The organism is Nocardiopsis sp. NPDC055824, from assembly GCF_053616335.1.
In genome coordinates this window covers 17,938-29,996 of the sequence record NZ_JBSHDN010000074.1, presented here as the reverse complement: position 1 = coordinate 29,996, position 12,059 = coordinate 17,938, and the positions used below count along the sequence as shown (strand labels likewise).

Sequence of the window (12,059 nt, the reverse complement as noted above, 5' to 3'; positions counted from 1 at the left end):
GCGCCACGGGACCAGGTTGGCCCCCGAGGGGGAGACGGACACACAAGACGGGGACGTGGCAGAAGTGAAGCTGGATGACCTGCTGGGGGAGTACTACGAGCTGGAACAGCAGCTCGCCGACCCCGAGGTGCACGCCGACCAGACCAGGGCGCGCACGCTGGGCAAACGCTACTCACAGCTCACCCCGATCATCGAGGCCTACCGCGCGCTCAAGGAGGTCGAGAACGACATCGACGCCGCGCGCGAGCTCGCCGCCGAGGACTCCTCCTTCGCCGAGGAGGCCGACCGCCTGACCGAGGAGGCCGAGCGGCTCACCGAGCGGCTGCGCGTCCTCCTCGTCCCGCGCGACCCCTCCGACGACAAGAACCTCATCATGGAGGTCAAGGCCGGAGAGGGCGGCGAGGAGTCGGCCCTGTTCGCCGGCGACCTGGTCCGCATGTACCTGCGCTACGCCGAACGCCAGGGCTGGAAGACCGAGGTCATCGACGCCACCCACTCCGACCTGGGCGGCTACAAGGACATCACGATCGCCTTCAAGAACAAGGGCACCCCCGAGCCGGGGGCCGGCGTCTGGCCGATGCTCAAGTTCGAGGGCGGCGTGCACCGCGTCCAGCGCGTCCCGGTCACCGAGTCCCAGGGCCGCATCCACACCTCCGCCGCCGGTGTGCTGGTCGTCCCCGAGGCCGAGGAGGTGGAGGTCGAGATCCACGCCAAGGACCTGCGGATCGACGTCTACCGCTCCTCCGGGCCCGGCGGCCAGAGCGTCAACACCACCGACTCCGCGGTCCGCATCACCCACCTGCCGACCGGCATCGTCGCCTCCTGCCAGAACGAGAAGAGCCAGCTCCAGAACAAGGAGCAGGCCATGCGCATCCTGCGGGCCCGCATCTACGCCGAGGCCCAGGCCAGCGCGGACGCCGAGGCCTCCGCCGAGCGCAAGAGCCAGGTCCGCACCGTGGACCGCTCCGAGCGCGTGCGCACCTACAATTTCCCCGAGAACCGCATCTCCGACCACCGTGTCGGCTTCAAGGCCTACAACCTCGACCAGGTCCTCGACGGGGAGCTGGACGGGGTCGTCAAGGCCCTCGTGGACGCGGACACCAAGGAGAGGCTCGAAGCCGCCCAGTCATCATGAACCTGCTACTCGACGAGGTCGCCCGCGCCACGCTCCGGCTGGCCGAAGCGGGCGTCGCCTCACCCCGCACCGACGCCGAGGAACTCGCGGCGTTCGTGCACGGTGTGCGTCGAGGTGAGCTGCACATGGTGGCCGACGCCGACTTCGACGCCCGCTACTGGGAGTGCGTGTCCCGCAGGGAGGCGCGCGAACCCCTCCAGCACATCACCGGCCACGCCTACTTCCGCTACCTGGACCTCCAGGTCGGCCCCGGCGTGTTCGTGCCCCGGCCCGAGACCGAGATCATGGTCGACTGGGCGATCGAGACGCTGCGGGCCATGGACGTCGCCGACCCCCTGGTCGTCGACCTCGGCACGGGGTCGGGCGCCATCGCGATCTCCATCGCCCAGGAGGTACCCCGCTCGCGGGTGCACACCGTGGAGATCGACCCCGTCGCCCTGGGGTGGGCCCGCCGCAACATCGACTCCAGCGGGCACGCCGACCGCGTCACCTCCCACCACGGCGACATGCGCACGGCGCTGCCCGAGCTGAACGGCCGCGTCGACCTCCTCATCAGCAACCCCCCCTACGTCCCCACGCGCGGCTCCGGCGCCATCCCGCCCGAGGTGCGCGACTACGACCCCGCCCCGGCCCTGTGGTCCGGCGAGGACGGCCTCGACATGATCCGCGAGCTGGAGGCGGTCGGCCGCAGGCTGCTCCGCCCCGGCGGGGCGATGGCCGTCGAGCACCACGACGGACAGGGCATCGACATCCCCTGGCTGTTCCCCGAGGACAACGGCTGGCGCGACGTCCTCAACCGCAAGGACATGGCCCGCCGCGACCGCTTCGTGGTCATGCGACGTGCCGACGGGGACGGCTGACGAGGCCGTGCCCCACCCCCGTACTCCCGTCGGACCGCTCAACCCGGTCGACCCCGTTCGAGAATGAGGTGAACGCAGGTGAGCCGCATCTACGACTGCGCGGACGAGACCGCCCGCAAGGACGGCATCGCCGACGCCGCGTCCGCGGTACGCCGAGGTGAACTGGTGGTGCTGCCCACGGACACCGTGTACGGCATCGGCACCGACGCCTTCAGCCCCGCCGCGGTGGCGAACCTGCTCGCCACCAAGGGGCGCGGCCGCGACATGCCGCCGCCGGTCCTGGTCGGCTCGATGCGCGCGGCCACCGCCCTCATCGAGGACCTCGGCAACCACGGCCGCGACCTCATGGAGGAGTTCTGGCCCGGCCCGCTGACCCTCGTGTGCACCGCCACCCCCAGCCTGTCCTGGGACCTCGGCGACACCAAGGGCACGGTGGCCGTCCGGATGCCGATGGACCCCGTCGCCCTCGAACTCCTCAAGGAGGTCGGGCCCATGGCGGTGAGCAGCGCCAACAAGTCGGGCCTGCCCGCCGCCACGCGGATGGAGGAGGCGCTGGAGCAGCTCGGTGACGAGGACGTCGCCGTGTACCTGGACGGCGGGGAGGCCGACTCCCCTGTCGCCTCGACCATCGTCGACCTGACCTACGCCGTGCCGCGGGTGCTGCGGTCCGGCGCCATCTCCATCGAGCAGCTGCGCGCGGTGTGCGGCACCGTCATCGGAGAGCTGCGCCAGGGCCGCATGAAGCCGGTCAGGGAGGACGAGGTCGCCAAGGCCGGCGAGGCCGCCAAGGCGAGCCGCAGGGCCGCGTCCCGGTCCGAGGCGCCCGCCGCCGCGGGGACCGGGGGGGCGGACCCGGCACAGGCCTCCGGGGACGGGGCCTCCGAGGGCACGGCCTCCGGGAGCGGAGCCGCGGCGGCCGGGGCGGACACGGAAGCCGCCCCCGGCGGCGACCGGACCACCGGCGGCGGCACCGCCGCGGGGCAGGACGGCAGGACCCCCGAGACGGGGCAGCTCCCCGACGGCGACCGTTCCGAGAACTAGAGGGGCCAGGCCGTGCGAGAGTACGCGCTCACCTTCGTCATCGCCGCGGCGGTGACGTACCTGCTCGTGCCCCTGGTGCGCAAGTTCGCCATCAGGATCGGCGCCACCCCGCCGGTGCGCGACCGCGACGTGCACACCGAGCCCATCCCGCGCCTGGGCGGGCTCGCCATCTACGGGGGGTTCGCGGCGGCCCTGCTGATCTCCGCGCAGCTCCCGCACCTGCAGAACGTCTTCGTCGCCGACACCTGGCTGGGGCTCCTCCTCGCGGGCGGCCTCATCACGGTCATCGGGATCATCGACGACCGCTGGGGCATGGACGCGCTCAGCAAGCTGGCCGGCCAGGTCGTGGCCGCCGGCATCCTCGTCGCCAACGGCGTGCAGCTGCTGTGGCTGCCGCTGCCCGGCACCCAGCTGTCCCTGGGGCCGTGGCTGGGCGCGATGGTGTCGATCCTGCTCATCGTGGTGACCATCAACGCGGTCAACTTCGCCGACGGTCTGGACGGACTGGCGGCGGGCATCGTCGGCATCTCCTCCCTGGCGTTCTTCGCGTACTACTACGTGGTCGCCGTCGAGCAGGGCTTCGTCCGCCAGTCGTATCCGGCGATGATCGCGATCATCCTCGCGGGCACGTGCGCGGGCTTCCTCTTCCACAACTTCCACCCGGCCAGGGTGTTCATGGGCGACACCGGCTCGATGCTGCTGGGACTGCTGCTCACCTCGATCACCATCACGGTGACCGGCCAGTTCGACGCCAACACCGCACGTGAGGAGTTCAACTCCGGCGGGCTCGTGGTGTTCCTGCCGATCGCCCTGCCGCTCCTGGTGATCGCGCTGCCGCTGGCCGACCTGGTGCTCGCCGTGCTGCGGAGGACCCTCGCGGGCAAGTCCCCCTTCGCCCCGGACCGCGGCCACCTCCACCACCGCCTGCTGGACATGGGACACAGCCACATGCGGGCCGTTCTCCTCATGTACCTGTGGGCGGGGATCGTGGCGTTCGCCGCGGTCTCCCTCTCGGTGTTCGACTCCCCGGTGATCGTCCTGACGGTCACCGCGCTGGTCGCCACGTGTGCTGTCGGCCTCATCGCCCTGCCCCGCCTGCGGCGCCGGGGCCTCCTGCCGTGGGACCGCAAGGACCGCGTTAAGACGGGGGCAGGTCACGATTCGCCATCTGATGCCTGAAAGGGCGTCGGCATTCGGGACCAAGGTCTCGGAAGGCGGTGGCGGTGACCTGCGAAGGCGGAGGCCGGACCGGTGTGGTGAAGGTGACACAGGCCCCGGAGGACGCCCGGAACGGGCGTTTTGCGGGGCGTTAAGGTCGCGTTAAGGAACCCCCGGATTCAGCACCGAGAACCTTGTGATAGCTTTCACGAGCAGGTACCCACTGAACCCCTACGGAGCTTTGTGATGCAGGAACACGACGCCCGGATCCTCCGTGGCGCCGCGCTTCCCAGCGCTGCGTGCGGGCTCCTGGCCATTGCGGTCTCCGCGCTCCTCGCCGGCGTCCCGGGAGCTCTCAGCTCCCTGTTCGCCGTGGTGATCGTGCTCGGCTGCTTCGGGCTGGGGCAGTGGGCCGTCCTCATGATCACGCGCCGCAACAAGGACCTCTTCCTGGCGGCGAACATGCTCGGCTTCGTCGTCAAGATGGCGGTGCTGGGCGTCATCCTCGTCACCCTCGGCCGCAGTCCCCTCGTCGAGGACCTCAGCAGTGCAGCCTTCGTCTACAGCGCCCTGGCGGTCGTGCTCGCCTGGCTGGGCGGCCAGACGTGGGCGATCTCGAAGGCCAAGATCCTTCACGTGACCCCGAACGAGGGTTCGGAGAACGCGTGATGGGGTGCCCCGTTGCAGCCCGTCGGGAAGGGCGTATTACCCTGAACCTCGGCAGGCGGACGGCCCCGTTCCCGCCAAGGCCCACATGCTATATTCCGGAGCGAGATGAGCAGCGAACCAGCCAGAAAATCGGAGAAGCGCACGCCCCCGGCACCGCGCGAGTCCGACGGCTGGGCACTCTTCTCCACTCTGCTCTCGGGCGTGCTCGTCTGGAGCGCGATCGGCTGGGCCGCGGACAAGCTCCTGGGGTTCCAGGCGCTCTTCCTGCCCATCGGGGCGGTTCTGGGCATGGTCGGCGCGATCTACGTGATCGTCGTCAAGACCCGCCAGGTCTGAACCCTCCCGCCAGTCCGGCGTCGACGATCGTGCGACGACGCTCTGTAACAACCATCAACGAGGCTTTCTTGCGTCACGACGAAAGGATTCGCCGTGAGTGCTGACGTGCGCATTCTCGCGGCCGAACCGAATTGCCACCTGTTCGGTGACAACGGTTGCGGGTTCACGCCGCCCACTATCGGGATGTTCTTCCCGGAACCGTGGTTCGCCAACATCCCCGGCAGCGCGGGCATCGACCTGTACCTGGTCCTGCTTCTCGTCGCCGTCGGTGCTGTCCTGCTTCTGTGGTCGTGGTTCAGCAAGAAGCTGAGCCTCGTCCCTGGTCGCAGGCAGAGCGTCGGCGAGATGCTGGTCCTGTTCATCCGGGACCAGATCACCCGCCCGACGATGGGTGCCAAGGGCGACCGGTTCATCCCGTTCATGACCGGTGTCTTCACGCTCATCCTGGCCATGAACTTCACGGGGCTGATCCCGGGCATGCTCCCGGTCAACAGCAACCTGGCCTTCACCGCGATGTTCGCCGGGGTCATCTACGTGATGACCATCGTGATCGGCATCCGCAACCAGGGCGGCTGGGGCTACTTCCGGAACCAGATCTTCCCGCCCGGGATGCCCAAGGCGATCTACATCCTGGTCACCCCGATCGAGATCCTCTCGGTCTTCCTGATCCGCCCGGTCACGCACGCCCTGCGTCTGTTCGCGACCATGTTCGCGGGCAGCCTGCTGCTCGCCGTGTTCGCCTACGGCGGCTGGTACATGCTCAACCTGACGGCCGAGCCCCTGCTGGTCGGTGTCTCGCTCCTCTTCTCGGGCGCGGCGCTGTTCGGCTACCTCGCCTTCTTCGTCTTCGAGATCGTGATCATGCTCGTCCAGGCGTTCATCTTCACGCTGCTGGCGAGCCTGTACATCAACCAGTCGCTCGAAGCGGCCCACTAGACCCCCTTCCCCTCCTGCGCGGCCGACCGGCCGTGCCAGGGGCGAGAAGAACTGACCCGTCCACACCGGCGAACTGACCAATTGCGACGAGCAACGCCGGACGTCGAGTAAAGGGAAACATCAATGGACATCGCTGCGATCACCGGCAACATCAACACCATCGGCTACGGCATCAGCGTCATCGGCGCCGGTATTGGTGTCGGTATCGTGTTCGGTCTCGGCATGCAGGCCATCGCCCGCCAGCCCGAGGCCCGCGGCCCGCTGCAGACCAACATCTACCTCGGCTTCGCCCTCATCGAGGCCCTGGCGATCCTTGGCTTCGTCCTCGCCTTCGCCGCTCCCCAGGGCTAGTCGAACTTGCCAACCGTTTTCTGATGGCAACTGACGCGAAGGAGGGCTGACCATGTTGGTGGAGTTGGCAGCCGATTACAACATTCTGCGGATCGACTGGGTGAAGTTCACCTTCGGTGCGATCGCGCTCGCCGTGGTCTACTTCTTTGTGGCCCGCAAGGCGGTTCCCAAGGTGATGGCGGTCCTCGACGAGCGTCATGACGCCATCGAGGGCGGCATCGAGCGGGCCAAGCGCGCCGAGGCCGAGGCCGAGGAGATCCGCCAGCAGTACCGCGAGAAGCTCGAGGAGGCGCACCGCGAGTCCGCCCAGGAGCTCGAGAGGGCCAAGGAGCAGCGGGCGGCGATCATCGCCGAGGCGCGCGAGGAGGCCCAGGCCGAGGCGCGCCGCATCGTCGAGGCGGCCCACGCCCAGATCGAGGCCGACCGCCAGCAGGCCATGGTGCAGCTGCGCGGCGAGATCGGCGGCCTGTCCGCCGACCTGGCCGGTCGCATCGTGGGTGAGACCCTCAGCGACAGCGCCGTCCAGAACCGCGTCATCGACCGGTTCCTGGACGAGCTGGAGCAGAGCCAGAGCACGCAGCAAGCAGAGGTGCGCTGATGCGTGGTATCAGCCGCACGTCGCTGGTCGAGGTGACCCGGCGCCTGGACGAGAACGTCCTGGCGTCGGTCGGCACCGCGCAGAGTGGTGTCTCCCTGGGCAGCGAGCTCTTCGAGGTCGTCGCCCTTCTCGGGAGCCAGCACTCGCTCCGCCGGTGGCTCGCCGACCAGGCGAACCCGGCAGAGCGCAAGACCGAGCTGATCGGCGAGCTGCTGGAGACCAAGGTCTCCCCGTCCACGGTCATCGTGGCCGGCGACGTGGTCTCGGCGAAGTGGTCCGGTCCGCGCGACCTCGTGGACGCGATGGAGCGGATGGCGGTCTACGCGACCGTCGCCGCGCTCCAGAACGCCTCGGCGCTCGACGAGCTGGAGGACGAGCTGTTCCGCTTCCAGCGGATCGTCGCCGCCCAGCCCGAGCTGCGCGACGCCCTCACCCGTGAGGGGGTCGCCCCCGAGCAGCGCCTCTCCCTCCTGGAGAGCCTGCTCTCGGGCAAGGTGAACGCCGCGACGCTGACGCTGGTCGGCGAGGCGGTGACCCGACCCCGGCGACGTACGCTGGAGCAGGCGCTGGACCACTTCGGGGGACTCGTCTCGGAGCGCGCCAAGCGCTACGTGGCCGTCGTCCGCAGCGCCGTCGCCCTGAGCGAGAGCCAGCAGTCCCGGCTCGGGGCCGCGCTCTCGCGCGCCTACGGCCGCGACATCCACCTCAACACCGAGGTCGCCCCCGAGATCGTGGGGGGCCTGTCCATCCAGGTGGGTGACGAGGTCATCGACGGGACCATCGCCGGGCGTATCGCCGAGGTCCAGCGCCGCCTGGCCGGCTGACAGTACGCAAGGCAAGCACGCACGGCGCCAGCCCGGCGCCATTTGAGAGCAAGGACAACGTAGAGATGGCGGAGCTGACGATCCGGCCGGACGAGATCCGGGACGCGCTACAGCGCTTCGTCCAGTCGTACGAGCCTGAAGCCACCCGCGCGGAAGAGGTCGGTACCGTCACCTACTCCGGTGACGGCATCGCCCGCGTCGGTGGCCTTCCCTCGGCGATGGCGAACGAGCTGCTGAAGTTCGAGGACGGCACCCTCGGTCTGGCCCAGAACCTTGAGGTCGGCGAGATCGGTGTCGTCGTGCTGGGCGACTTCACCAGCATCGAGGAGGGGCAGAAGGTGCGTCGCACCGGCCAGCTCCTCTCGGTGCCGGTGGGTGACAACTTCCTCGGCCGCGTGGTGGACCCCCTGGGCGCCCCCATCGACGGCAAGGGCGAGATCGAGTCGACCGAGCGGCGTGAGCTGGAGCTCCAGGCCGCCTCGGTGATGGAGCGCAAGCCGGTCCACGAGCCGCTCCAGACCGGTATCAAGGCGATCGACTCGATGACCCCGATCGGCCGCGGCCAGCGCCAGCTGGTCATCGGCGACCGTCAGACCGGCAAGACCGCGGTCTGCATCGACGCGATCATCAACCAGAAGGCCAACTGGGAGTCGGGCGACCCCGACAAGCAGGTGCACTGCATCTACGTCGCGATCGGTCAGAAGGGCTCGACCATCGCGGGTGTGCGCGGCGCCCTCGAAGAGGCCGGCGCGATGGAGTACACCACGATCGTCGCCTCCCCGGCGTCGGACGCGGCCGGCTTCAAGTACCTGGCCCCCTACACCGGTTCGGCCCTGGGCCAGCACTGGATGTACGAGGGCAAGCACGTCCTCATCGTCTTCGACGACCTCACCAAGCAGGCCGAGGCCTACCGTGCGGTGTCGCTGCTGCTGCGCCGCCCGCCGGGCCGTGAGGCCTACCCCGGTGACGTCTTCTACCTGCACTCCCGTCTCCTGGAGCGCTGCGCGAAGCTCTCCGACGAGATGGGCCGCGGATCGATGACGGCGCTGCCGATCATCGAGACCAAGGCGGGCGACGTCTCGGCGTACATCCCCACCAACGTCATCTCCATCACCGACGGCCAGGTCTTCCTGGAGTCCGACCTGTTCAACCAGGGACAGCGTCCGGCCATCAACGTCGGCGTGTCGGTCTCCCGTGTCGGTGGCGCGGCGCAGACCAAGGCGATGAAGAAGGTCTCCGGTACCCTCCGCCTGGGCCTGGCCCAGTACCGCGAGCTCGAGGCCTTCTCCGCCTTCGGCTCGGACCTGGACTCCGTCTCCAAGCAGCAGCTGGAGCGCGGCGCCCGTCTGATGGAGCTCCTCAAGCAGGGCCAGTACTCGCCCTACTCCATGGAGCAGCAGGTCGTGTCGATCTGGGCCGGTACCACCGGCCGTGTCGACGACGTCCCGGTCGAGGACGTCCGCCGCTTCGAGGACGACTTCCTGGAGCACCTCGGCCGCGAGCACGCCGGCATCCTGGAGACGATCCGGGACACCGGCAAGTTCGAGTCCGAGACCGAGAAGTCGCTCGACCTGGCCCTGGAGAAGTTCAAGCAGGGCTTCCAGACCTCCGCGGGCTCCCTCCTGGGCACCGAGGCCGAGGCCGAGGCGCTCTCCGAGGAGAAGGTCGGCCAGGAGACCATCAAGGTCGCCAAGGGCGGGAAGTAACCCATGGGTGCACAGCTTCGCGTCTATCGCCGGAGGATCCGCTCGACGAAGTCGATGGCGAAGATCACCCGCGCGATGGAGCTCATCGCCACGACGCGCATCACCAAGGCGCAGCGTGCGGCTGAGGCTGCTGGGCCCTACGCGCGGGAGATCACCCGGGCGGTCTCGGCCCTGGCCAGCCGGGTGTCGGACCACCCGCTGCTGACCGAGTCCGAGAACCCGACCCGCGCTGCCGTCCTGGTCATCACCAGTGACAAGGGCCTGGCCGGCGCCTTCTCCGCCAACGTGCTGAAGGAGGCGGAATCCCTCACCCAGCTCCTCCGGGAGCAGGGCAAGGAGGTTCTCACCTACATGGTGGGCCGCAAGGGCGTGGCCTTCTACAAGTTCCGCGATCGTCCGATCGAGGCGCAGTGGGAGGGCTTCACCGAGCGTCCGACCTACGCGCACGCCCAGGAGATCGGCTCCGCCCTCATTGAGAAGTTCCTGGCGGACACGTCCGACGGCGGCGTCGACGAGATCCACGTGGTCTCCACGGAGTTCGTCTCGATGCTGACCCAGCGGGCCGGCACCGTCCGCGCGCTGCCGCTGGAGGTCGAGGAGAGCGACGAGAGCGAACTCGAGGCCGCCCACGGAAGTGAGCCGCTGCCGCTGTACGAGTTCGAGCCGTCCGCGGAGGAGGCGCTGGACGCCCTGCTCCCGCAGTACGTGACCAACAGGATCTACTTCGCGCTCCTCGACGCCTCCGCCTCCCAGCAGGCGTCCCGCCGTGCGGCCATGAAGGCCGCCACGGACAACGCCGAGGACCTCGTCAAGAACCTGGGACGCCTGGCCAACCAGGCGCGCCAGGCCGAGATCACCAACGAACTCAGTGAGATTGTCGGCGGTGCCGACGCCCTCTCCGCTGCCAGCGCAGGAAGTGAGTAGCAAAAGTGACTGCGACAGTTGAAGAGACGGCTGGGGCTGGCACCGCCACCGGCCGTATCGCCCGGGTGACCGGGCCGGTCGTCGACGTGGAGTTCCCCGTCGGCTCCCTGCCCGCCATCTACAACGCCCTGCACACCGACGTGACCGTCGGCGGCAAGGCCAAGACCATCACCATGGAGGTCGCCCAGCACCTGGGTGACAACCTGGTGCGGACCATCTCCCTGGCCCCGCAGGACGGCCTCGTCCGCGGCGCCGAGGTGCGCGACACCGGCGCGCCCATCAGCGTGCCCGTCGGCGACCTCGTCAAGGGCCACGTGTTCAACACCCTGGGCGAGCCCCTGGACGTGTCGGCGGAGGAGCTCGGCGTCACCGAGCGCTGGCCGATCCACCGCAAGGCCCCGTCCTTCGACCAGCTCGAGTCCAAGACCGAGATGATGGTCACGGGCATCAAGGTGATCGACCTCCTCACCCCGTACGTGCGCGGTGGCAAGATCGGTCTGTTCGGTGGCGCCGGTGTCGGCAAGACCGTGCTGATCCAGGAGATGATCACCCGTATCGCCCGCAACTTCGGCGGTGTGTCCGTGTTCGCCGGCGTCGGCGAGCGCACCCGTGAGGGTACGGACCTGTTCCTGGAGATGGACGAGATGGAGGTCCTCCAGGACACCGCTCTCGTCTTCGGCCAGATGGACGAGCCCCCGGGCACCCGTCTGCGGGTCGCCCTGTCCGCTCTGACGATGGCGGAGTACTTCCGCGACGTCCAGAACCAGGACGTGCTCCTCTTCATCGACAACATCTTCCGTTTCACCCAGGCGGGCTCCGAGGTCTCCACGCTGCTGGGCCGCATGCCCTCGGCCGTGGGCTACCAGCCCAACCTGGCGGACGAGATGGGTCAGCTCCAGGAGCGGATCACCTCGACCCGCGGTCACTCGATCACCTCGATGCAGGCGATCTACGTGCCCGCGGACGACTACACCGACCCGGCGCCGGCGACCACCTTCGCCCACCTGGACGCGACGACCGAGCTCTCCCGCCCGATCTCGCAGAAGGGCATCTACCCGGCGGTGGACCCGCTGACGTCCACCTCCCGCATCCTCGACCCGCAGTACGTGGGCGAGGAGCACTACCAGGTGGCGCAGCGCGTCAAGGAGATCCTCCAGCGGAGCAACGACCTCCAGGACCAGATCGCCATCCTCGGTATGGACGAGCTGTCCGAAGAGGACAAGATCGTCGTGAACCGCGCCCGCCGCATCGAGCGCTTCCTGTCGCAGAACATGTTCGTGGCCGAGAAGTTCACCGGTACCCCGGGCGTGTTCGTCCCCCTGGAGGAGACCATCGCCTCCTTCAAGGGCCTGTGCGACGGTGAGTACGACCACCTGCCCGAGCAGGCCTTCCTCGACGTCGGCAACATCGACATGGCGGTCGAGAAGGCCAAGCAGCTTCAGGGCTAGAACCGCGCGAAGCGTCCGTTCAGGGTGGTGGCGGGCGACGGGCGGGACAGTTTCTCCGGCCGGGCCGGTCCCG

Annotated in this window: 13 protein-coding genes; all 13 read left to right on the top strand. The window is 68.9% G+C overall.

From position 1 onward, the window contains the following. Positions 1–64 precede the first annotated feature (64 nt). The 13 genes from prfA to atpD all read left to right on the top strand — a co-directional run bounded on the left by prfA (position 65) and on the right by atpD (position 11,986). Entirely contained in the window at positions 65–1,135 is a 1,071-nt protein-coding gene (gene prfA / locus ACWGL3_RS16755; protein ID WP_267950498.1) for a peptide chain release factor 1, read from the top strand. Beyond that, on the top strand, positions 1,132–1,995 hold the full coding sequence (gene prmC / locus ACWGL3_RS16750) for a peptide chain release factor N(5)-glutamine methyltransferase (RefSeq protein ID WP_267946345.1): 864 nt from the start codon (positions 1,132–1,134) through the stop codon (positions 1,993–1,995). Before prfA ends, prmC begins: the two co-directional genes overlap by 4 nt. Before the next feature lie 78 nt (positions 1,996–2,073). Continuing rightward, positions 2,074–3,036: an L-threonylcarbamoyladenylate synthase gene (locus ACWGL3_RS16745; protein ID WP_267946344.1), complete on the top strand. Its 963-nt coding sequence runs from the start codon at positions 2,074–2,076 to the stop codon at positions 3,034–3,036. A gap of 12 nt (positions 3,037–3,048) precedes the next feature. Beyond that, positions 3,049–4,215, top strand: coding sequence for a glycosyltransferase family 4 protein (locus tag ACWGL3_RS16740; protein ID WP_267946343.1), 1,167 nt, complete (start codon positions 3,049–3,051; stop codon positions 4,213–4,215). A 225-nt stretch (positions 4,216–4,440) separates the two neighbouring features. Beyond that, a complete protein-coding gene (locus ACWGL3_RS16735) occupies positions 4,441–4,863 on the top strand; it encodes a hypothetical protein (protein ID WP_267946342.1) in 423 nt (140 codons plus the stop codon). Between the two features lie 105 nt (positions 4,864–4,968). Next, positions 4,969–5,199, top strand: coding sequence for an AtpZ/AtpI family protein (locus tag ACWGL3_RS16730; RefSeq protein WP_267946341.1), 231 nt, complete (start codon positions 4,969–4,971; stop codon positions 5,197–5,199). Positions 5,200–5,304: 105 nt separating this feature from the next. Next, on the top strand, positions 5,305–6,135 hold the full coding sequence (gene atpB, locus ACWGL3_RS16725; protein ID WP_267950497.1) for a F0F1 ATP synthase subunit A: 831 nt from the start codon (positions 5,305–5,307) through the stop codon (positions 6,133–6,135). A 123-nt stretch (positions 6,136–6,258) separates the two neighbouring features. Further along, positions 6,259–6,486 carry an ATP synthase F0 subunit C gene (atpE, locus tag ACWGL3_RS16720; RefSeq protein WP_267946340.1) on the top strand — a complete coding sequence of 76 codons (228 nt, stop codon included), beginning with the start codon at positions 6,259–6,261 and terminating at the stop codon, positions 6,484–6,486. A 55-nt stretch (positions 6,487–6,541) separates the two neighbouring features. Next, on the top strand, positions 6,542–7,084 hold the full coding sequence (locus ACWGL3_RS16715; RefSeq protein ID WP_267950496.1) for a F0F1 ATP synthase subunit B: 543 nt from the start codon (positions 6,542–6,544) through the stop codon (positions 7,082–7,084). Further along, positions 7,084–7,908: a F0F1 ATP synthase subunit delta gene (locus ACWGL3_RS16710; protein ID WP_267946339.1), complete on the top strand. Its 825-nt coding sequence runs from the start codon at positions 7,084–7,086 to the stop codon at positions 7,906–7,908. Before ACWGL3_RS16715 ends, ACWGL3_RS16710 begins: the two co-directional genes overlap by 1 nt. Positions 7,909–7,973: 65 nt before the next feature. Continuing rightward, positions 7,974–9,614, top strand: a complete 1,641-nt coding sequence (atpA, locus tag ACWGL3_RS16705) for a F0F1 ATP synthase subunit alpha (protein ID WP_267946338.1) — start codon at positions 7,974–7,976, stop codon at positions 9,612–9,614. A gap of 3 nt (positions 9,615–9,617) precedes the next feature. Further along, a complete protein-coding gene (locus ACWGL3_RS16700) occupies positions 9,618–10,538 on the top strand; it encodes a F0F1 ATP synthase subunit gamma (protein WP_267946337.1) in 921 nt (306 codons plus the stop codon). 5 nt (positions 10,539–10,543) lie between these two features. After that, complete coding sequence (atpD, locus tag ACWGL3_RS16695; protein ID WP_267946336.1) at positions 10,544–11,986, top strand: F0F1 ATP synthase subunit beta; 1,443 nt, start codon at positions 10,544–10,546, stop codon at positions 11,984–11,986. Positions 11,987–12,059 lie beyond the last annotated feature (73 nt).

Excerpts from the sequence above, each read along its gene's own strand:
- ACWGL3_RS16710 (WP_267946339.1), top strand. The coding sequence starts at position 7,084 with ATGCGTGGTATCAGCCGCACGTCGCTGGTCGAGGTGACCCGGCGCCTG.
- atpE (WP_267946340.1), top strand. The coding sequence starts at position 6,259 with ATGGACATCGCTGCGATCACCGGCAACATCAACACCATCGGCTACGGC.
- ACWGL3_RS16730 (WP_267946341.1), top strand. The coding sequence starts at position 4,969 with ATGAGCAGCGAACCAGCCAGAAAATCGGAGAAGCGCACGCCCCCGGCA.
- atpA (WP_267946338.1), top strand. The coding sequence starts at position 7,974 with ATGGCGGAGCTGACGATCCGGCCGGACGAGATCCGGGACGCGCTACAG.
- ACWGL3_RS16735 (WP_267946342.1), top strand. The coding sequence starts at position 4,441 with ATGCAGGAACACGACGCCCGGATCCTCCGTGGCGCCGCGCTTCCCAGC.
- prmC (WP_267946345.1), top strand. The coding sequence starts at position 1,132 with ATGAACCTGCTACTCGACGAGGTCGCCCGCGCCACGCTCCGGCTGGCC.
- ACWGL3_RS16700 (WP_267946337.1), top strand. The coding sequence starts at position 9,618 with ATGGGTGCACAGCTTCGCGTCTATCGCCGGAGGATCCGCTCGACGAAG.